This is a genomic window from Synechococcus sp. RS9902 (assembly GCF_014279635.1).
In the GTDB taxonomy this organism is placed as follows: domain Bacteria; phylum Cyanobacteriota; class Cyanobacteriia; order PCC-6307; family Cyanobiaceae; genus Parasynechococcus.
Window position 1 is genome coordinate 942,370 of sequence record NZ_CP047949.1, and the last position, 18,097, is coordinate 960,466.

At 61.0% G+C, this 18,097-nt stretch carries 20 protein-coding genes; 4 read left to right on the forward strand and 16 right to left on the reverse strand.

The genetic code is table 11. The features are described 5' to 3' along the window. Window positions 1-3: 3 nt before the first annotated feature. Together SynRS9902_RS04960 and SynRS9902_RS04965 are read right to left on the reverse strand one after the other, a co-directional pair. Complete coding sequence (locus SynRS9902_RS04960; protein WP_186510527.1) at window positions 4-1,128, reverse strand: efflux RND transporter periplasmic adaptor subunit; 1,125 nt, start codon at window positions 1,126-1,128, stop codon at window positions 4-6. 361 nt (window positions 1,129-1,489) lie between these two features. Then, window positions 1,490-1,702 (reverse strand): hypothetical protein, encoded by a 213-nt coding sequence (locus tag SynRS9902_RS04965; protein ID WP_011364797.1) that lies wholly within the window; start codon window positions 1,700-1,702, stop codon window positions 1,490-1,492. Between the two features lie 162 nt (window positions 1,703-1,864). Between SynRS9902_RS04965 and SynRS9902_RS04970 the strand changes: the two genes are divergently transcribed. Next, the gene (locus tag SynRS9902_RS04970) at window positions 1,865-2,176 is read left to right on the forward strand and encodes a hypothetical protein (RefSeq protein ID WP_186510195.1); all 312 of its coding nucleotides are present in this window, start codon (window positions 1,865-1,867) and stop codon (window positions 2,174-2,176) included. Window positions 2,177-2,305: 129 nt separating this feature from the next. Here the strand turns inward: SynRS9902_RS04970 and ppk2 are convergent, their stop codons facing one another. The 3 genes from ppk2 to SynRS9902_RS04985 all read right to left on the reverse strand — a co-directional run bounded on the left by ppk2 (window position 2,306) and on the right by SynRS9902_RS04985 (window position 5,344). Further along, window positions 2,306-3,223 carry a polyphosphate kinase 2 gene (ppk2, locus tag SynRS9902_RS04975; protein WP_186510196.1) on the reverse strand — a complete coding sequence of 306 codons (918 nt, stop codon included), beginning with the start codon at window positions 3,221-3,223 and terminating at the stop codon, window positions 2,306-2,308. 68 nt (window positions 3,224-3,291) lie between these two features. Then, window positions 3,292-4,617, reverse strand: a complete 1,326-nt coding sequence (locus tag SynRS9902_RS04980; protein WP_186510197.1) for an ATP-binding protein — start codon at window positions 4,615-4,617, stop codon at window positions 3,292-3,294. A gap of 1 nt (window position 4,618) precedes the next feature. Next, window positions 4,619-5,344: a response regulator gene (locus tag SynRS9902_RS04985; protein ID WP_186510198.1), complete on the reverse strand. Its 726-nt coding sequence runs from the start codon at window positions 5,342-5,344 to the stop codon at window positions 4,619-4,621. A 136-nt stretch (window positions 5,345-5,480) separates the two neighbouring features. Here SynRS9902_RS04985 and SynRS9902_RS04990 point away from each other — a divergent pair, with 136 nt between their 5' ends. Next, on the forward strand, window positions 5,481-5,945 hold the full coding sequence (locus SynRS9902_RS04990) for an EF-hand domain-containing protein (RefSeq protein WP_186510199.1): 465 nt from the start codon (window positions 5,481-5,483) through the stop codon (window positions 5,943-5,945). On the opposite strand, the gene SynRS9902_RS04995 is transcribed toward SynRS9902_RS04990, so the two are convergent. From SynRS9902_RS04995 to SynRS9902_RS05005, 3 genes are read right to left on the reverse strand one after another with little or no spacing between them, the layout of a single operon-like run. Continuing rightward, window positions 5,930-6,298 (reverse strand): hypothetical protein, encoded by a 369-nt coding sequence (locus SynRS9902_RS04995; RefSeq protein WP_186510200.1) that lies wholly within the window; start codon window positions 6,296-6,298, stop codon window positions 5,930-5,932. The genes SynRS9902_RS04990 and SynRS9902_RS04995 overlap by 16 nt on opposite strands. A gap of 59 nt (window positions 6,299-6,357) precedes the next feature. Beyond that, on the reverse strand, window positions 6,358-6,972 hold the full coding sequence (locus tag SynRS9902_RS05000; RefSeq protein WP_186510201.1) for a DUF4335 domain-containing protein: 615 nt from the start codon (window positions 6,970-6,972) through the stop codon (window positions 6,358-6,360). A 7-nt stretch (window positions 6,973-6,979) separates the two neighbouring features. Further along, window positions 6,980-7,528, reverse strand: a complete 549-nt coding sequence (locus tag SynRS9902_RS05005; protein WP_186510202.1) for a DUF3038 domain-containing protein — start codon at window positions 7,526-7,528, stop codon at window positions 6,980-6,982. A 7-nt stretch (window positions 7,529-7,535) separates the two neighbouring features. On the opposite strand from SynRS9902_RS05005, the gene SynRS9902_RS05010 reads away from it, so the two are divergent. After that, window positions 7,536-8,090, forward strand: a complete 555-nt coding sequence (locus tag SynRS9902_RS05010; RefSeq protein WP_186510528.1) for an adenine phosphoribosyltransferase — start codon at window positions 7,536-7,538, stop codon at window positions 8,088-8,090. Here SynRS9902_RS05010 and SynRS9902_RS05015 read toward each other — a convergent pair. The 5 genes from SynRS9902_RS05015 to dapB form a co-directional block, all read right to left on the reverse strand. Then, window positions 8,081-8,293 carry a DUF2949 domain-containing protein gene (locus tag SynRS9902_RS05015; protein WP_186510203.1) on the reverse strand — a complete coding sequence of 71 codons (213 nt, stop codon included), beginning with the start codon at window positions 8,291-8,293 and terminating at the stop codon, window positions 8,081-8,083. The genes SynRS9902_RS05010 and SynRS9902_RS05015 overlap by 10 nt on opposite strands. A gap of 20 nt (window positions 8,294-8,313) precedes the next feature. Then, window positions 8,314-9,459 carry an FAD-dependent monooxygenase gene (locus SynRS9902_RS05020; protein WP_186510204.1) on the reverse strand — a complete coding sequence of 382 codons (1,146 nt, stop codon included), beginning with the start codon at window positions 9,457-9,459 and terminating at the stop codon, window positions 8,314-8,316. Between the two features lie 41 nt (window positions 9,460-9,500). Then, window positions 9,501-9,752, reverse strand: a complete 252-nt coding sequence (locus SynRS9902_RS05025) for a high light inducible protein (RefSeq protein ID WP_114987899.1) — start codon at window positions 9,750-9,752, stop codon at window positions 9,501-9,503. Window positions 9,753-9,830: 78 nt separating this feature from the next. Next, complete coding sequence (locus tag SynRS9902_RS05030) at window positions 9,831-10,487, reverse strand: hypothetical protein (protein ID WP_186510205.1); 657 nt, start codon at window positions 10,485-10,487, stop codon at window positions 9,831-9,833. A 10-nt stretch (window positions 10,488-10,497) separates the two neighbouring features. Next, the gene (gene dapB, locus SynRS9902_RS05035) at window positions 10,498-11,331 is read right to left on the reverse strand and encodes a 4-hydroxy-tetrahydrodipicolinate reductase (protein ID WP_114987897.1); all 834 of its coding nucleotides are present in this window, start codon (window positions 11,329-11,331) and stop codon (window positions 10,498-10,500) included. Window positions 11,332-11,448: 117 nt separating this feature from the next. Between dapB and SynRS9902_RS05040 the strand changes: the two genes are divergently transcribed. After that, the gene (locus SynRS9902_RS05040; RefSeq protein ID WP_186510206.1) at window positions 11,449-15,459 is read left to right on the forward strand and encodes a magnesium chelatase subunit H; all 4,011 of its coding nucleotides are present in this window, start codon (window positions 11,449-11,451) and stop codon (window positions 15,457-15,459) included. An 80-nt stretch (window positions 15,460-15,539) separates the two neighbouring features. Here SynRS9902_RS05040 and SynRS9902_RS05045 read toward each other — a convergent pair whose 3' ends face one another. Genes SynRS9902_RS05045 through tpiA form a run of 3 tightly spaced genes read right to left on the reverse strand, consistent with a single transcriptional unit; the run spans window position 15,540 to window position 18,074 of the window. Next, a complete protein-coding gene (locus SynRS9902_RS05045) occupies window positions 15,540-16,523 on the reverse strand; it encodes a GlcNAc-transferase family protein (protein ID WP_186510207.1) in 984 nt (327 codons plus the stop codon). Continuing rightward, a complete protein-coding gene (gene folP, locus SynRS9902_RS05050) occupies window positions 16,520-17,365 on the reverse strand; it encodes a dihydropteroate synthase (protein WP_255446210.1) in 846 nt (281 codons plus the stop codon). Before folP ends, SynRS9902_RS05045 begins: the two co-directional genes overlap by 4 nt. Then, a complete protein-coding gene (gene tpiA / locus SynRS9902_RS05055; RefSeq protein ID WP_186510529.1) occupies window positions 17,343-18,074 on the reverse strand; it encodes a triose-phosphate isomerase in 732 nt (243 codons plus the stop codon). Before tpiA ends, folP begins: the two co-directional genes overlap by 23 nt. Between the last annotated feature and the right edge of the window lie 23 nt (window positions 18,075-18,097).

Genomic DNA, 18,097 nt, shown 5'->3' on the forward strand with positions numbered 1-18,097 from the left:
GCTTCAGTTGGCTTCGGTTTTCACCTGCACTGGCATACCGCTGCGCAGGCGGCTGGTGTTGCTGATGGCCACCTGATCCCCTGCCTTCAGCCCAGCCTTCACGGGGTAAGCGCTGTTTTGTAGGTCGCCGAGCTGCACCTTCGTCTGCACCACGATCGGGGTGTCTCCCGGCAGGCGCTCGAGCTTTTTGATCGCTTGCTCTGAGGTATTGGGGGAGGCCTTGATCTTCGGCAGGGCCTTGTTCAGGGGAACAACCCGGTAAACAAAAGGTTGTTGCGCCTGCATCATCACGGCCTGCACCGGCACCGCCAGGCTGGATTGGCTGCCGGTGATGATTTTGGAGGCAACGAACTGGCCGGTTTTGAGCTTGCCGGTGAGGTTGGGAAACTCCGCTTTCACCATCAGCGTGTTGGGGGCGTTGGTGCTGCCGCTGACCGCGTAATACGGCGACACGAAGCTCACCTTGCCCTCACCGCTCACCGGTGGTGCGGTCTGAGACACCAGCTTCACCGTTTGGCCTACCTTCACCGCCGAGGCCTCGGATGCGGGAATCTCCATCAGCGTCCACAGGATGGAGTTGTCGACAATTCCGGTGATCGTCTGCCCGGTTTTGACGTAGTCGCCGAGCTTCACCGAATCCAGATCACCGATCACCCCATCGATCGGCGCCCGTACAAATTTGTAGCCCAGCTCTGCGGCATCGGAGCGGGCGTCGTCTTTGGCCTGCTCGGCTTCTGTTGCGTAGCGATCCCGCTCTTTCGCGGAGACGGCACCCTGCTCGTAGAGGTACTCGTAGCGTTCAGCATTGAGGATGTCTTTACGGGCTTGGCTCCGGGCAGCGTCGAGGGCTGCACTCTGTTGAATGTTGTCCAGCACCAGGATCACTTGACCCGCTTTCACCTCTTGTCCAGCGGTGGCCAGGATCTGAACGACGGTGCCGTCGATCTGGGGCTTCACGGCCACATTGCTGGTGGATTCCAGTGGACTGATTGCTTCAATCTCAGGGGAAAACGTTGTGGTCTCGATTCGGCTGGTCTGGATCGAGAGAAACGTCTTGGTTGGTTTGGTGCCGCATCCGCTGAGGCCCAGCACCACCATGAGCAGTGCTGCCTTCATGGTGGATCGCATGACCATGGCGGGCAGTGGACGGCTGGGATTTTTTGAAGTTAGAGATGTTGGTTGTGGATGTCGGTGTTCTGATGCGAATCGCGAACGTATGGGCGCTCTGATGCTGCAACTCTGTTGATCGCCATAGGGCCTGGTGGTCAGCCCTCTTGCTACGGAGCAACCCGTGAATCTCCAGCACGTGGATTGCCAAGGTGATGGATGTTTCGGCGATAAGGTCAGGTGTCGCCTTTCGCTGTCCTGAGAGATGTTTGAAAACGACCGACGTCCGGCTTGGCTGAACTGGGTCTTCCTGGGGATGTTCCTCTGGTCGTCGTGGCAGCTGTTTGGTTTTTGGTCCCAGCGGCTGAGTGGTTGAAGAGCCTTAGACCAACACGCCGGTCAGACGCAGCGTTCCCCACAGGTCGAAGACGCAGAAAATCAGTCCGATCACGATGATGTCCCAGGCTTTGTGGCGGATGGCCCAGGGGGCAAGGAACAACTCCGCAATCCCATGCAGTGCCGTTCCAATGGTGATGTGCTCCAGCACCAGCAGACCATGGGCCACCAGGAACAGTGCGCTGGCGATACACCGCATTAGGACTTGCCAGGAACCGAGCAAAGCCTGCAGAACTGGATGGTCGATCACCTTAAAGCGTGCTGATGTCTGGACTCAAGCCCGCTGCAGATGACACTCTCCGTATTTCTCGGAATGTGAGGCACAAGATCGAATCGCTACGTTGAAGTTCTTGCCCCTTCGTTGTCTCTGATGCGCCTTCAACAATCGATTGCTGATCAACTCAGAAAGCGCAAAGAGTTGCTTTACAACCTTGGTGCGATTTCGTCCTATGCCTCAATGCTGACCTTCTTCTGGCATGGCGTCAGCATGCTGGTTGCCAAGGAACATCCCAAGCACACCTTGGTTGTGTATGCCGCTCTAACATTTTTTACGATTGTGGTGATGGCTCCCTACAAGTGGGACAAAAAGTGGATGCGGATCAAAACCTCGATTGGGATGTTGGTGTTTGGCGTGTCACTGTTGATCTATTTATTCTGCTGGTTTGCGTATTGATTTGGATTGCATGGATTGCATGGATTGCAATGGCTTTGGCCTAATCGCAACCCATCGGTCTGCCTGAGGGCGGCAGATCGATGGGTTGATTGGATTCACAAGCCAATCGTTTGTGAAGGAGTCGCTTGATCAGTCCTTGTAGGGGTAGTTGTTGGGTACAAAGAATTGCTCGTTGAAAGGAGGCCGTTTGTAGCTTCCTTGCTTCGGGCGCTTCGGCATCTTGATGGGTGGTGGGGTCATGTCTTCATAGGGCACCTTGCTGAGGATGTGGCGCAGGCAATTCAAGCGGGCGCGGCGCTTGTCATTGGCCTCCACGGTGAACCATGGGGCTTCCGGGATATGCGTCTTGGCAAACATGGTGTCCTTCGCTTTCGAGTACTCCACCCAGCGGTTGCGTGACTCGATGTCCATCGGACTCATCTTCCAGCGACGCTCTTCGTTATCAATGCGTTCCTGGAAACGTTTTTCCTGTTCGTCATCGTTGATGGAGAACCAGTATTTGAGCAGCAGGATTCCGTCCTGCACCAGCATTTGCTCAAACCGTGGGCACGACACATAAAACTGCTCCACTTGTTCGCGTGTCGCGAAGCCCATCACCTTTTCCACGCCGGCCCGGTTGTACCAGCTCCGGTCAAAGACAACGATTTCTCCGGCACTGGGAAAATGCTCCACATAGCGCTGGAAATACCACTGGCTTTTCTGATGCTCTGAAGGCGTGCCCAGGGCCACCACCCGGCATCCCCTGGGGTTCAAGGGCTCCGTCAGTCGTTTAATCGATCCTCCCTTGCCTGCGGCGTCCCGTCCTTCGAACAGGATGATCATGCGAAAGCCGGTGGCTTTCTTCACCCAGTACTGCATCTTCACCAGCTCCGTCTGGAGTTTGGCCAGCTCTTTTTCGTAGACCTTTTTGTTCAGCCGTTTGTGCTTGTTGGAGCAACCCTCCTGCAGCTCCACCATGATTTCCTGCGGTTGGTCGACGTCGCCATCGCTGTAGTGATCAATGGCCTCGAGGACGGCTGTCATGTCGTGGTCGACGGGCTGGCTCATGCTTTCGGTGGATCGCCAGTTCAGTTCTGCCAGTGCTGCAATCTGCGGGGTCGATCTGGTCCGATTTTTTACGGAATGTCTGGTGTTTTCGTCTCCTGCATCGGGAGGGTGATGATCACGGCAAAGCGGCCCGGGTCGCCGTTGCCCTGATGGAAGCTGAGCCGTCCAGCATGGGTGCGAACCACATGGTTCACGATTGCCAACCCCAAGCCGCAATGGCCTTGACGCCCCCGTGCTGAATCCAGCCGCTGAAAGGGTTGCAGGGCCCGTTCCCAGGCGTTGCTGGGCATTCCCTCCCCCTGGTCCCACACTTCAATGGCAACCTCCGCACCCTGTTTGCGCAGCTGTACGACAACTGGTGCGGTGCCGTGGCTGAAGGCGTTGTCGATCAGGTTGCTCACGGCGCGGCCCAGAGCCACCGGTCGAATCGGTAGATGGATCGGACTGAGCTTGAGCAGAAGCTGGTCCTTCGGTTGGCCTGCCACGGTCTCAGCCAGCCACTGATCCAACGGACAGGCAACACACGCTTCCCGTTCACCGCCTCCGGCGTAGAGCAGAAACTGGCCTGTAATCCGCTCCAAAGCCTCCAGATCGCTTTGGCAGCGCCTTCGTTCCTCGGTGTTGAGCTCCGGCATCGATAAACGAAACTGCAGCCGTGTGAGGGGTGCTCGCAGATCGTGGGCAATGCCGGCCAGCATCGTGGCTCGCTCTTTTTCCCCTTCTGCCAGGCGGCGCACCATTGCGTTGAAGCGACGGGAGATTCGCCGCACCTCAGCTGATCCTTGCTCGGGCACAGGCTCACGATTGATGTCTTCTCCCACCCGGGAGACAGCGTCCTCAAGCTTGCGAAGAGGACGGGCAACATCGAGGAGCAGATAAAGGACCCCGGTTATCACTGTCGCGCCCACCAGGGCCAGCAGCAGCAAGGTGGGTGGTGGCGGCCAGGTGCGTGCCATGGGCAGGGGGCTGCGCAGCCAGACCGGCTCCAGAGGAGAGAACAGTTCAATCCACACCTCCGGCGTGCCCGCCCTGCTCGGGGCAGGCCGGAGCTCACGGCAGTGTGAGAGGCGAGAGCAGAGCACCTGACGCAGCTCCTGGCGCCGCTGGGCCGAAGCCTGGGTCTCGCGATCTGGCGCCGCTGGTTGTGAGCTCACCTGGAGCTCCAAGCCCGTGAGCTCGCTGATCAGTGAAGGGGGATAACGCTCCAGGGTTAATTCGCTGAGGCGGATGTTCAACGCCAGGTCCCGTCCCAACTGCAGCGTCTGAATCCGCTCCAGCTGCCGGCCGAACAGCACCTGTAGCAGCAGCAGAGCCAGCATCCAACAGGCCAGCAGGGTCGTCCCCCAGGCACCGAAGCGAGCCAGTCTTTGTGTCAGTCCCCGTTGGCGAGGCATGTCAGCGGGATCTCGGCGTGCCGTCCGGAACAAACACGTAGCCGTACCCCCAAACCGTCTGCACGTAGCGGGGGCGGATTGGATCCGGTTCCACCAGCTTGCGCACCCGCGACACCTGAACGTCCATGCTGCGGCTGTCGGTGTCGCTGCCAGGGCCTCGGGCGAGTTCGATCAGACGTTCCCGCGAGAGGGGGCGATGGGGATGGCGTACAAAGGCGGCCAGCAGGCTGAACTCACCGCTGGTGATCACCACCGGCTCGTTGTTCTGCAGCAAGGTGCGGGCGGAGAGATCCAGTTGGTTGTCGCCAAAGCGGATGCATTCCCCACCTTCCACCGGCGTTCCCGCCGGCATGGCGTTGCGTCGCCGGAGCACGGCTTCAATGCGGGCCGTGAGTTCTCGGGGCAAGAACGGTTTAGCGAGGTAGTCATCGGCTCCCTGTTCGAGGCCGATGATCCGATCCACCCCATCGGCCCGCGCAGTGAGCATCACCACGGGAAGATCATCCCCGGCATCCCGCAGCCTGCGCAGAGCCGTCAGACCATCATCGCCGGGCAGCATCAGGTCAAGAACCACCAGATCTGGCCGTTGGCACTCCAGCCGTGCCTCGAATTGCTTCACATCGCAGAGGCTGCGCACGTCATAGCCCTGGTCGATCAGGTAGGTACCGACCATCTTTCTCAGTTCCGGGTCGTCGTCCACCACCCAGATCATGGTGTCCTTGGCCATGGCCATCAGCGGATGGGCTGATGGTATGCAGCGCTTCGGCGTCTGTCCTTCTCCGGTAGGACCCGGTCACAGCTCAGCCGCCTCCTGTCATGCATCAGTCATCGTCAGAGCTGTTCAGGCTCCATAGGCTGGTGGCATGACTGCGCTGAACGTCATCCGTGTGCTCGGCCCTTTGGCGTTGGCGCTGAGTTCGATGGCGTTGCAGGCTGCTCCGGGCGACAAGACCATGCGTGTCTACAGCACCAGGATGGAAACTCTGTTCATCCGCCTGGACGTCAACGGAGACGGTCGATTGGATGCCTCGGAAGTGCAGGGTCGACGTGCCCTGAGCCGTGTACTCAAGCGGCAGAACAATCGCTCCTATCTCCTCTTGAAGGACCTGCGTTTTCAGGATTCATCGCCCAGTGGCCCACGTCTGAAGCGCCATTTCCGCCAGGCCGATCGCGACCGAAACCATCGCTTGAATCGGCAGGAAGCCAAGCGCATTCCCTGGATCAGTCGCAACTTCAACGCTTTGGATGGCGATCGGGATGGAAGCGTGACCCTGGAGGAGTTGTGGAACCATCAGCGCTCGCTGGCACCGCCTCAGCGCCTGCCTTGAGTGGGGGGAGAGACCACCAGGCGGATGATGCGCATCAACCTCCAGAGCGCACCAAGCAAGAGGATGCCCGCCAAAAGTGCGATGGCAGCGATCAGCACGATGGCGGCGAGCCCGAGCATGGCTTCCAGCAGTTGCTGAACGCCGCCAATCAGGTCGTCAATGGCCTGGCTCAGCAGCAGCATGATGTCCACCTGCTGTGGCAGCTGATTCAGCAAGACAGCGATCCCTGCGGCAGCAGCCAGCATCAGCACGACAACCGTTGACTGCCGCAAGACGGGGCCATAGGGGAAGCGGCGACGGGGGCGGAAGACCCGTCGTTGATCACGTGTGCTGCTTCGGCGCGCCTTCCTCATGGCATCGGTGTGATCAGGGTGCCATCATTGCGGCGATTCTGAAGCGTGTTTCCTGCACGTCAACGGTCGGACTGCGTTTCAGGCTTGTCCACCGGTGCTGCTGCCGGCGATGTCTCCTTGGTTTCCTGGGGCAGAGGCACAAGCCAGGCGGTGGCGATGCTGCACGCCAGAGCAACCCCAGCCAGAAGGGGAGGTCCGAGGCGTTTCTGCAGAGGTATGCGATCGACGATCTCCTGACGCTTCAACGGGCGGTCTTCGGGGAACGTCCAGGTCAGCTTGACCCGGTTGTCGAGCCGCAAGCGATCGAGGCAACGCACCAGATCGGCCAGTTCGGCGTCATCGAGCTTGAGCTGCAGTGGCTCGACGCCCTCTCGGCTGCTGCGCAGTTCCAGCCGATGGTTGGCCTGATCCGGCGCGATGCTTACAAAACCGTTCTCCAGGCCAAAGCGGCGCTGCACGCCGGACAAGCGATGCCTGGCGTACGGCATCACCGCTGCCATCAGAGCCTCGAGATGATACCGGGTTCCTTCCAGTTCCGGTGCTCCGATCAACTGCAGCCGCCAGGACGACAGGATGCCGATCACCTCATTCGAATGTCCGGCGGAGAGGTCAGGCAAGCCCTCCACCACCAGCCGTGCTGCGGTCTGTTCGTATTGATATGTCGTTTTCAACATGGTCGGCCTAGGGCGTGGGGTCGAGCAGGGTTGCGCGGAGACGATCGATTCCTCCTGGGCCTGCGCAGAACGCCAGGGTGCTGATCAGCTGACGGTGCACAGGACCTGCCGGCTCCATCGTGAGCAGGCGAACAACGGCTTCCCGGCGCTGATTCATCCGCTCCTCGATCAGGTCCCGCAGGCGCTCGTGGAACAACTGCCAACGCTGTTGGGTGAGCTGTTCCGGTTCGCGGCTCGAGAGGAGTTGATGGAGCATGGGGTAGAGCCGATCAGCCATGGCACACACCAGGCAGATCAGCGATTCGGCGTCCACCGGGTCGAGCTGGTCCCGCCGGGTGGTGCGCCGAAGCGGGTTGTGACAGCGCCGCTTCCAGAGTTCAACCCGGTTGGGGAATTGCGCCTGGAGGCCCATCTGTTGGCTGGTCCAGACCATCGCCTCGCCACCATTGAGATCAAGAGCCTCGATGGTCAGCAGCAACAGGTCGAGGCGCTCGACGCCCCGTCGGCTGAGACGCGCGCCGTCAGTGGGTGCGCTGGGGGCTGAAGCTTCAGTCATGGCTGCGATGATGCCAGGGGCACTGCCATTGCGTCACCTGGATTTGGATCTTCAGTCGCACATTCGCTCAATTCCAGATTTTCCCAAGCCTGGAATTCTGTTTCGAGACATCAATCCGATGCTGCGGTCCCCCGAGGCCATGGCTGAGGTGATCCGACAGTTGGGCAAGTTCTGCGATCAGGTGAAGCCTGATCTGATCGTGGGAATCGAATCCCGGGGATTCATCTTCGGGGCACCCCTGGCCAGCGATCGACGGCTTGGCTTCGTGCCTGTGCGCAAGCCCGGAAAGCTGCCCGGTGAGGTGGTGGGCCTGGACTACGCCCTGGAGTACGGCACCGATCGGCTGGAGATTCAAGCCGATGCTTTTGAGAATTCACCCCGGGTGCTGGTGGTGGACGATCTGTTGGCCACCGGTGGAACGGCTGCAGCAACGGGACGACTGGTGGAGCAGGCCGGTGGTTGCTTGGTGGGCTTTGCCTTTGTGATCGAGCTGGAGGGGCTTGGAGGCCGTCAGGCCTTGCCCGCAGGCCAGCCCGTGGACGCGTTGTTGCGCTACGGCTGAGTGTTCTGCCAGTCGAAGACCTCTTCCAACTGCTGCAAACTCAACAACCCGAAGCTCCACAGCACGATCGGGAGGGGGGCTTGTTCCAGTTCCGCCTGGCGTTGTCCCAGCTCCAGTGCGCTTGGACTCAACCCCAAACGCCGCTGAAGAAATTGCAGCAGGGCGTCCGTTGCTGGGGGTTGCCGCTGGCTGGACATCACCATGGTCGCGACCCGCGCTTGGCTCAGTTTGGCAAGGCCCGCCAGAGCTGCATGGGGCCGTCACTCATGGCCCGCAAGCTGAGCTGGCGCAGCCCAGAAAACTGTTTCAGCAGCAGCAATGCAAAGCGCCGCAGGGGAAGCAACAGTGGTTGGCGGTTGGAGAACACCCGCACCAGAAGATCCGTCGCCACACCCACCTGGAGCACATCGAGCCAGCGGCTCATCCCGTAGCGCCGAGCGATTGTTGTTGCGCTGCCGCCCCGCTCCACGGCGCGCAGCAACCCTTCCACATCACGCCAGCAGAGATTGAGCCCCTGGCCTCCCACGGGATGGCAGCGGTGGCCCGCTTCGCCGATCAGCACGCCCCGTCCGCGATGAAAGCGGCGAGCCAGCAGCCATTGTTGGGGGAAGGCTCGGGGCTGATCCAGAAGGAAATCCGGTTCAATCCCCTCCGGCAGAACAGCGGCCAGCTGATCGAGAAAGGCGCTGCGCTGCAACGTGCTGCGCTGCTGGCAACGCTGCCAGGGTGCACTCCACACCACCTGGAACCTGCCCTCCCCCAAGGGCAAAACGGCGAGAGGGCCTTCCGGGCGAAACAACTCGCAGGCTCTGTCGTGGGGGAGTCCCCGCAGGGCAACCTTGGCGGTGAGACACCCCTGGCGATAGCGGATGCCCCAGTGACGGATGCCCCAGGCCTCTCGTGTGGGGGAGCGCGGTCCATCAGCCGCCACGATCAGAGCATCAGCGCTTGGATCAGGGCATGGTTCGGCCAAGTGCATCGCCACGTTGCCATTGGCCTCCAGCCGAGCCAGCAACAGCTTCATCAAGGGTCGGTGATCGAGGATCCAGCCAATGCCGTCGTGGTGTCGATTGGCTGCTGCCAGGTCCTCCTGGCCGAAGAGAACGCGGTCGTTGGTGGCCCCGTCCCGCAAATCCAGATCACGGAAAGGCACCAAGGCATCGCCCAGGTCGTGCCAAAGCCCCAGGTTGGTCAGCAGTCGGCGGCTGGAGTGGGTGATGGCGTACGCCCGACTTCTAGCTTGAAGTTCCGATGCCGTCAGCGGGTCAAACAGGACCACGCTCTGACCACGGAGGCCGAGGGCAAGAGCTGTGAGGGCGCCGGTGGGGCCAGCGCCCAAAACATGAATCTCTGGAGGGGATGGAGCCATTCAGGGAGTCTGGCCAGCCATCCCGATCCAGCGCGAGGCGATCAGCCCAGGCCGAGCAGCCCGTGAACGAAGGATTCGCCGCCCAGGGCCAACTCAGTGGCCAGCAGGGCAATGAAACCGAGCATGGCCATGCGGCCGTTCAGTTTTTCGGCGCGATCGTGGAAACCCCAACCCTGGGTTGCTTCAACCACTTCCATGCGGGGTTCCGTGGCGAAGGCGTTGAGGCGGCCGCCGTCTTCCGTGGTGACCTGTGCACCGCGCACGACAGGAGTGGTGGGAGAGGACTGGGACATGGATGCCGCCGTTTGATTACTAAGAAGTGTAAACCAGGTTTAAGAAATGTTCAGCAGTGGCTGCTCGACGCCGGCTGTTCAACGCCGGCTGTTCAGGCGGAGTTGGCAGAGCTCCTCAAAGGCGGGGCGGAGCAGGAAGGGGTACTCGCCAACCCACATCCGCATGCCCGGGAGCCAGGCATCGCTGAGGGCTCCGATCTTTGAAAAATCCTTGCGCTCGCTCAGCACCAGGCACCGGATCAGGCTGCCGCGGCGGATCGACTGATGCTTTTTCTCCATAGGAAAGGCCACCCTGCCGAGGTAACCCTCCTCGTCTTCAAGTTCGAGCAGCATCCAGGTGCGTCGGTTCTCCACGAGTTCCAGCTGCCCGCGGCTGTCGGCCTGCTCGTGGCGATTTTCCACCCGTTCACGCGTGATCACGTCCGCCACCTCGCCCTCAAACAGGGCAGCCGCGGGATAGCGCCGCAGCGTGGCGTTGCGCTGGCCGGCCTGAACGATCGGGCCCCAGAGCACATAGAGAAAGAACACAACGCTGATCACCAGCCAGACGGGGCCCCAGCGGCTGCCGAGCTGCGCCTGGTTGTAGATCAGGAACGTGATCACTCCCCCGATGGCGGCGATCATCAGGCGCTGCAGCACCTCCTGGGGGTTGCCGAGGGCAAAGCGGAACTGGTTGCCGGTGGCAACGGCCGGGATCAGCCGTTGCAGTTCACCGGGGCGGAGGGGAATGAGCATGGTGTCGCCTTCAGATCAGGCGCTCAAGGCCGTACACAAGGCTGCCGAGGCTGCCCACCTTGCGCACCGTGAGCAGCACCCCGGGCATGTAGGCGGAACGATCAATGGTGTCGTGACGCAGGGTGTAGGTCTCCCCTGGGGCACCGAACATCACTTCCTGGTGAGCCACCAGGCCCGGCAGCCGCACTGAGTGCAGCCGCAGGCCGCTGTCCCGCTGTCCGCCGCGGCAGCCCGCCAGGGATTCGTGCTCATCCACTTCCTCGGGATTGAAGCTCTTGCCCAGCTCCTCCATCAGCTCAGCGGTTTTGATGCAGGTGCCGCTTGGGGCATCCGCCTTGCGGTTGTGGTGCAGTTCCGTCAGTTCCGCGTGGTCGTAGAACCGTGCCGCTGCGGCTGCGGCTTGCTGCAACAGCACCATGCCCACGGAGAAATTGGGGATCACGGCCCCACCCACGGACGCTTTGGCCGAGAACTCGGTGAGGTCGTTGAGTTGTTCAGGCGAGAGCCCTGTGGTTCCGATCACGGGGTGAACGCCGTAGGCGATCGCCGCGCGGGTGTGCTCATAAACAACGGAGGGGTGGGTGAAATCCACCAACACGGCGCCGCTGCCGCTGTCCCGCACCGATTGGCTCACAGCGCAGAGACAGCCTTCGAAATCAGCCGTCACGGCCACCTCCAGCTCGCCAAGGCCCAGCTCCAGACCCACGTCTGCCCCTTCTTTGCCGGGGGTGTTGTCGATGGCGCCAACCAGGCTGCAGTCTTCGGCTCCCACCACAGCCTTGATCACCTCGGCGCCCATGCGCCCCAGGGCACCGGCAACAACGACGGGAATCGGAGCGGTCATGAAAGCGCAGCAGACGCTCCAAAGCCTATGGGTCTGCTCGTGTAACGGCCGATCAGAAATCCTCGCGCGCTAAGGGCCAGTCGCCGTAAGGTTCTTCACACTGCTCAAAGTGCGCTGATGTTCACACAGGTCCGCTCCGCCGATCGCCGCGTTGCTCCTGTGGAGGGCCAGAACCACAAGTCCGTCATGAAGGCGGTTTATGTGGTGCTGGAGCCCCAGTACCAAAACGCCCTCACCCAGGCAGCGACGGCTCTCAATGCCTCCGGTGGCGATCTCGGAATCGAGCTGAGCGGCTATCTGATCGAAGAACTGCGCGACGACGACAACTACGCCGGCTTCTGCGCCGACGTTGCTGAGGCTGATGTCTTTGTGGCCTCCTTGATCTTCATTGAAGATCTGGCTCAGAAGGTTGTGGACGCCGTCGCCCCACACCGCGACCGACTCAAGGCGGCTGTGGTCTTCCCGTCCATGCCGGAGGTGATGCGGCTCAACAAGCTGGGCAGCTTCTCGATGGCCCAGCTCGGTCAGAGCAAGAGCGCCATCGCAGGCTTCATGAAGAAGCGGAAGGAAGCCGGAGGTGCTGGTTTCCAGGACGCGATGCTCAAGCTGCTGAACACGCTGCCCACCGTTCTCAAGTACCTGCCCGTTGAGAAGGCGCAGGATGCCCGCAGCTTCATGCTCAGCTTCCAGTACTGGCTGGGCGGAACCCCCGACAACCTGCGCAACTTCCTGTTGATGCTGGCGGACAAGTACGTCTTCCCAACTGCAGAGGGCGAGGAGCGCCCGGCAATGGAAGTGGCGGAGCCCGAAGTGTTCCCCGACCTCGGCATCTGGCACCCCCTGGCCCCCTCGATGTTCGAGGACCTCAAGGAATATCTGAACTGGACTTCCAGCCGCACCGACCTTTCTGAGGAAGCCCGCAAAGGGCCGGTGATCGGTTTGGTGCTGCAGCGCAGCCACATCGTCACCGGTGACGATGCCCATTACGTGGCCACCATCCAGGAGCTGGAGTTCCGTGGCGCTCGCGTGATTCCGATCTTCTGCGGCGGTCTCGACTTCTCCAAGCCGGTCAACGCTTTCTTCTACGACCCGCTGAATCCCGAGCAGCCCCTGGTGGACGGCATCGTCTCCCTCACCGGTTTTGCGCTGGTCGGAGGTCCGGCCCGTCAGGACCACCCCAAGGCGATTGAGTCGCTTAAGAAGCTCAACCGTCCCTACATGGTGGCGCTTCCCCTCGTTTTCCAGACCACCCAGGAGTGGGAACAGAGCGACCTTGGCCTGCACCCGGTGCAGGTGGCCCTGCAGATCGCCATTCCGGAACTGGATGGCGCCATCGAGCCCATCGTTCTCTCGGGTCGCGACGATGCCACCGGCAAGGCGCACACCCTTCAAGACCGGGTTGATGCCATCGCTGAGCGGGCCATCCGCTGGTCATCGCTGCGGATCAAGCCCCGCAACGAGAAGAAGCTGGCGATCACCGTGTTCAGCTTCCCTCCCGACAAGGGCAACGTCGGCACTGCGGCTTACCTCGACGTCTTCGGCTCCATCCACCGAGTGATGCAGGAGATGAAGGCGAAGGGGTACGACGTGCAGGACCTGCCTTCCACGCCTCGTGAGCTGTTGGAGGCCGTCATCAATGACGCCGATGCCATGCAGGGCTCTCCGGAGCTTTCAATCGCCCACCGCATGAGCGTTGAGGAGTACGAGCGTCTGACGCCCTACTCCGAACGGCTCGAAGAGAACTGGGGCAAGCCCCCCGGCAATCTCAACAGCGATGGCCAGAACCTGCTGGTTTTCGGTCGCCACTTCGGCAACGTTTTCGTTGGCGTTCAGCCCACCTTCGGCTACGAGGGTGATCCGATGCGCCTGCTTTATTCCCGCAGCGCCAGCCCCCACCACGGCTTCGCGGCTTACTACACCTATCTCCAGAAGATCTGGAAGGCTGATGCGGTGCTGCACTTCGGCACCCACGGCTCGCTCGAGTTCATGCCCGGCAAGCAGATGGGCATGAGCGAAACCTGCTACCCCGATTCACTGATCGGTGCGCTGCCCAACCTCTATTACTACGCCGCCAATAACCCCTCCGAGGCCACGATCGCCAAGCGGCGGGGTTATGCCTCCACCATCAGCTACCTCACCCCTCCGGCTGAAAATGCCGGTCTTTACAAGGGCCTGAAGGAACTGGGTGAGCTGGTGGGCTCCTACCAGCAGCTGCGTGAGGGTGGCCGCGGCATTCAGATCGTCAACACGATCATCGAGACGGCACGTCAGTGCAACCTCGATAAGGACGTTGACCTTCCTGAGGAGGATGCCTCGACCCTCGACCTGGAGGGACGTGATGCCTTGGTGGGCGCCGTTTACCGCCAGTTGATGGAGATCGAAAGCCGTCTCCTTCCCTGTGGCCTGCACACCATTGGTAAGCCTCCCACCGCTGAGGAAGCCGTTGCCACGTTGGTGAACATCGCTGCTCTCGAGCGTGAGGAGGATGGGCTGCGCTCACTCCCCGGCCTGCTGGCTGAGGCGATGGGCCGCTCGATTGAAGACATCTACAAAGGCAACGACGAGGGCGTCCTCGCCGATGTTGAGCTGAACCGCACGATCACGGAGACATCCCGCGCTGCGATTGGCGCCATGGTTCGCACGCTCACTGGCCGTGATGGTCGGGTCAGCCTGCGCAACAGCTTCGGTTGGTTCTACGACCTGCTGGCCAAGTTCGGCTTCAAACTTCCCTCCCCGTGGCTGAGGGCCTGCTGCAGTGCTGGCTTCGTGCAGATCGATGCCACCGAGCTCGACAAGCTCTTTGCCTACCTGCGCTTCTGCCTCGAGCAGGTGTGTGCCGACATGGAGATGGAGAGTCTGCTGAAGGCTCTCGATGGTGAATACATCCTTCCGGGCCCCGGTGGTGATCCGATCCGGAATCCTGGTGTGTTGCCCAGCGGCAAGAACATCCACGCCCTCGACCCGCAGGCGATTCCCACCCGTGCCGCGGTGGCTGCAGCCAAGAGTGTTGTCGACAAGTTGATTGAGCGTCAGCGCGAGGAGCAGGGCACCTGGCCCGAAACCATCGCCTGCGTGCTCTGGGGAACCGACAACATCAAGACCTACGGCGAATCCCTGGCTCAGATCCTCTGGTTCGTTGGCGTCAAGCCGATGCCGGACTCCGTGGGTCGGGTCAACAAGCTTGAGCTGATTCCCCTGGAAGAACTCGGCCGCCCCCGCGTTGATGTGGTGGTGAACTGCTCTGGTGTGTTCCGCGATCTGTTCATCAACCAGATGGCGCTGATCGATCAGGCCGTGAAGATGGCTGCCGAGGCTGACGAGCCTCTGGAGCAGAACTTTGTGCGCAAGCACGCCCTCGAGCAAGCGGAGAAAGAAGGCACGAGCCTGCGCGATGCAGCGTGCCGGGTGTTCTCCAATGCCAGCGGCAGCTACAGCTCCAACGTGAATCTCGCGGTGGAGAACAGCACCTGGGAGGAGGAAGGTGAGCTGCAGGAGATGTACCTCTCCCGCAAGACCTTCGCCTTCAATGCCGACAATCCCGGTGAGATGAACCAGAAGCGGGAAGTGTTCGAGAACGTGATGAAGACGGCGGATGTCACCTTCCAGAACCTCGATTCGGCTGAGATCTCCCTCACCGATGTGAGCCACTACTTCGACTCCGACCCCACCAAGTTGATCGCTGGCCTGCGTGATGACGGCAAAGCTCCCACCAGCTACATCGCCGACACCACCACGGCCAACGCTCAGGTGCGTTCGCTGAGTGAAACGATCCGCCTGGATTCACGCACCAAGCTGCTGAATCCCAAGTGGTACGAAGGCATGCTCGACTCCGGCTACGAGGGTGTGCGTGAGGTGGCCAAGCGGCTCAACTTCACGCTGGGTTGGAGTGCCACCAGCGGTGCCGTTGACAACTTCGTCTACGAAGAAGCCAACGAAACCTTCATCAATGATCCTGAGATGCGCAAGCGTCTGCTGGAACTCAACCCCAACAGCTTCCGTCAGATCGTGGGCACCCTGCTTGAGGTGCATGGCCGCGGATACTGGGAGACCTCGGATGAGAACATCGAGCAGCTTCAGGAGCTGTACCAGGAGGTTGAGGATCGGATTGAGGGTGTTGTCACCGACTGATCGTCGACCAAGTGTTGAACATCAAAGCCAGAGCCCGGTAGGAACTCTGGCTTTTTTGTTGGCGATGAATGATGGGCAACTCAGGCTTTCAGGGCCTTGAATTCTGCATCCCTTGCTGCTCGGCTGATCTCTGCCGTTTTGAAATCAATTCCAGCCCATTGTTGATACATCGACAGGCTGCGTTTTCTCCCTAATCCGAAGGGTTTAATTTCTACAGGCTGATCATTGAAGCAGCGGATTGATGCCGGCGCATTGTTGAGACTTCCAAGCAGTGTGTGTACACGTTTGAGTGCGCAAAGGTTGTAATGGTGCCAATTGCTGTGATCGCCCCAATGGGTGGCTGCATGCTCTTGATCTGTTTGTTCTGTCTTGTAGAGATGAAACAGCAGCAGGCGATTCGGGGCGTAGATGTTGAAACCCGACGTCCAGAGTCGTGCCGACATGGCAATCTCTTCCCCATAGAAGTAAAGCTCGGGGTCGTAGGGCACTTCGCTCACGATTGAGCCAGGGCCGAACAGGAAGCCTCCGGCGATAAACGCCCCGGGGATGGGGCGATCGGGTTGTTCTTCTGGAAGTTGGAATCGGCTGATGCCTCGCAGCTTGAGGATGCCGTTGGTATCAAAGCCGCAAGCTCCCATCACAGGCAGGGTTGATGTCTGCAAACGGCATGGCAGTTGAAAGCCGTTCGGATAAACACTGAGAACGGCATGCGCATCGCCGCATTCCTTCCAGGTTTTCAGAAGCAGCTCATCCCAGTGCCCCACGGCCCGCATGTGGCTGTCTATCTGCAGCAGAAAGTCTTCCCCGCCGTAAATACCCTGAGCCTGTCGTCGGGCCCAGCAGGCTCCGCGGCTTTCCGCGGCATCGAACCGGATGAACTCCAGCTGGGGATGATCCGGAAATGCGCTTGTTCCCCAGTGGGGCGGGTCATCAGCCGCCAGTTGCAGGCAGATGCCGAAGCGCAGGCGCTCTGGCTTGGCCGCCCGCTCGACCAGGTTGTGCAGTGTGGCCGGGAGATCCGGATCCCTGTAGGCCGCGATCTGAACAAAGATCGTGGAGATCACCAGAGTGCAGCCGCCATGCGCAGCGTCTGGCTGATGGGCCCCACATCGTGCACCCGCAGCACGGCAGCACCCGCCTGGGCGCAGCGGCAGGCCACGGCAGCAGTTCCCCAGAGACGCGCTTTGGGTCTGGGTTCATCCAGCACGGCACCGATGAAGCGTTTGCGCGAAGGGCCGATCAGCACCGGTCGCGGTCCTGCTGTGAGTTGTTCCAGATCCCGCAGCAGCTGCAGGTTCTGCTCGTGGGTCTTGGCAAAGCCGAGACCTGGATCCCAGATGATTTGGCTTTCATCAACGCCGGCTTGAATCGCAGCTTCACTGCGCTCCAGCAACGCCGCTTTCACATCTGCCACGACATCGGCATAGGTCGTGAGCTGATCCATGGTTTGGCTGTCACCGCGGCTGTGCATCAGCACCACCGGACAGCCCGCATCGGCGACCACCCGCAGCAGATCGGGATCCCGCCGGCCACCGCTCACATCATTGATCCAGTTGGCCCCTGCTTCCAGTGCTTCGGCGGCCACCGGCGCCAGAAACGTGTCGATGGAGATCAGCGCCTTTGGGCAGTGTTTCCGGATGCTCTTCAGCGCTGGTAGGAGACGCCTCAACTCCTCTTCGGCGCCCACCTCCTCTGCTCCGGGTCGGGTGCTTTGCGCCCCCAGATCCAACACGTCCGCACCACGGCTCAGCTGCCGCTGAGCTTCAGCAAGGGCCCGTTCGCTCGCCAGAAATCTCCCTCCATCACTGAAGGAATCCGGGGTGACGTTGATCACCCCCATCACAGCTGTGCGTTGGCCCCAACCCTGGGGCCAGCCGCCTGAATCAGGCCGCTTGGTAGTTGGCAATCCGTCCAAAGCTTTCGGGCTCCAAGGAAGCACCCCCCACCAGCACTCCGTCGATATCGCTCATGCCCATCAATTCATCAATGTTGCTGGGTTTGACGGAGCCGCCGTACTGAATCACCAGATCGGGGGAGCCCACCCAGCTTCGGATCAGACCGCAGATGCGATTGGCTTCTTCGGCAGCGCAGGTCTTGCCTGTGCCAATCGCCCAGATCGGCTCGTAGGCCACCACCAGTTTCTCGGCATCGAGACCCTCCAGGCCCTGCTCGATCTGGCGGCGGATCACCCGTTCAGCTTCGCCCCGCTCGCGCTGCTCATCGCTTTCGCCAACGCAAACGATCGGAATCAGACCGTTGGACTGGGATGACCTGGCCCGGTGGTTGATCTGCTCGTCGCTTTCACTGAAGTATTTCCGTGGTTCGCTGTGGCCCACGATCGTGTGAGTCACCCCGTGCTCTTTGAGCATGGCTGGGGAGATCTCCCCGGTGAAGGCTCCATGGCCTTCCCAGTGCACGTTCTGGCTTGACAGGCAGACGCGAGAGTTCTGGCTGAGTTCCGCCATGGTCGACAGCGCCGTGAAGGGTGGTGCCAGCACCAGGTCGCGGTCGTCAGGGGTGTCAGCAATCAACGGCAGGAAGGCTTCCATGAACTCCCGCGACTGGGCACAGGTCATGTGCATCTTCCAGTTGCCAGCGATCACCGGTCTGCGCACGCCTTGCTTCCCCATGGAATGTG

Coding starts and splice junctions, on each gene's coding strand:
- SynRS9902_RS04960 (WP_186510527.1), bottom strand. CDS start 1,128: ATGCGATCCACCATGAAGGCAGCACTGCTCATGGTGGTGCTGGGCCTC.
- SynRS9902_RS05020 (WP_186510204.1), bottom strand. CDS start 9,459: ATGGCTCCATCCCCTCCAGAGATTCATGTTTTGGGCGCTGGCCCCACC.
- SynRS9902_RS04980 (WP_186510197.1), bottom strand. CDS start 4,617: ATGCCTCGCCAACGGGGACTGACACAAAGACTGGCTCGCTTCGGTGCC.
- SynRS9902_RS05000 (WP_186510201.1), bottom strand. CDS start 6,972: ATGTTGAAAACGACATATCAATACGAACAGACCGCAGCACGGCTGGTG.
- SynRS9902_RS05025 (WP_114987899.1), bottom strand. CDS start 9,752: ATGTCCCAGTCCTCTCCCACCACTCCTGTCGTGCGCGGTGCACAGGTC.
- SynRS9902_RS05015 (WP_186510203.1), bottom strand. CDS start 8,293: ATGGTGATGTCCAGCCAGCGGCAACCCCCAGCAACGGACGCCCTGCTG.
- dapB (WP_114987897.1), bottom strand. CDS start 11,331: ATGACCGCTCCGATTCCCGTCGTTGTTGCCGGTGCCCTGGGGCGCATG.
- SynRS9902_RS04995 (WP_186510200.1), bottom strand. CDS start 6,298: ATGAGGAAGGCGCGCCGAAGCAGCACACGTGATCAACGACGGGTCTTC.
- SynRS9902_RS05040 (WP_186510206.1), top strand. CDS start 11,449: ATGTTCACACAGGTCCGCTCCGCCGATCGCCGCGTTGCTCCTGTGGAG.
- SynRS9902_RS05030 (WP_186510205.1), bottom strand. CDS start 10,487: ATGCTCATTCCCCTCCGCCCCGGTGAACTGCAACGGCTGATCCCGGCC.
- SynRS9902_RS04985 (WP_186510198.1), bottom strand. CDS start 5,344: ATGGCCAAGGACACCATGATCTGGGTGGTGGACGACGACCCGGAACTG.
- ppk2 (WP_186510196.1), bottom strand. CDS start 3,223: ATGAGCCAGCCCGTCGACCACGACATGACAGCCGTCCTCGAGGCCATT.
- SynRS9902_RS04990 (WP_186510199.1), top strand. CDS start 5,481: ATGACTGCGCTGAACGTCATCCGTGTGCTCGGCCCTTTGGCGTTGGCG.
- SynRS9902_RS05010 (WP_186510528.1), top strand. CDS start 7,536: ATGATGCCAGGGGCACTGCCATTGCGTCACCTGGATTTGGATCTTCAG.
- SynRS9902_RS04965 (WP_011364797.1), bottom strand. CDS start 1,702: ATGCGGTGTATCGCCAGCGCACTGTTCCTGGTGGCCCATGGTCTGCTG.
- SynRS9902_RS05005 (WP_186510202.1), bottom strand. CDS start 7,528: ATGACTGAAGCTTCAGCCCCCAGCGCACCCACTGACGGCGCGCGTCTC.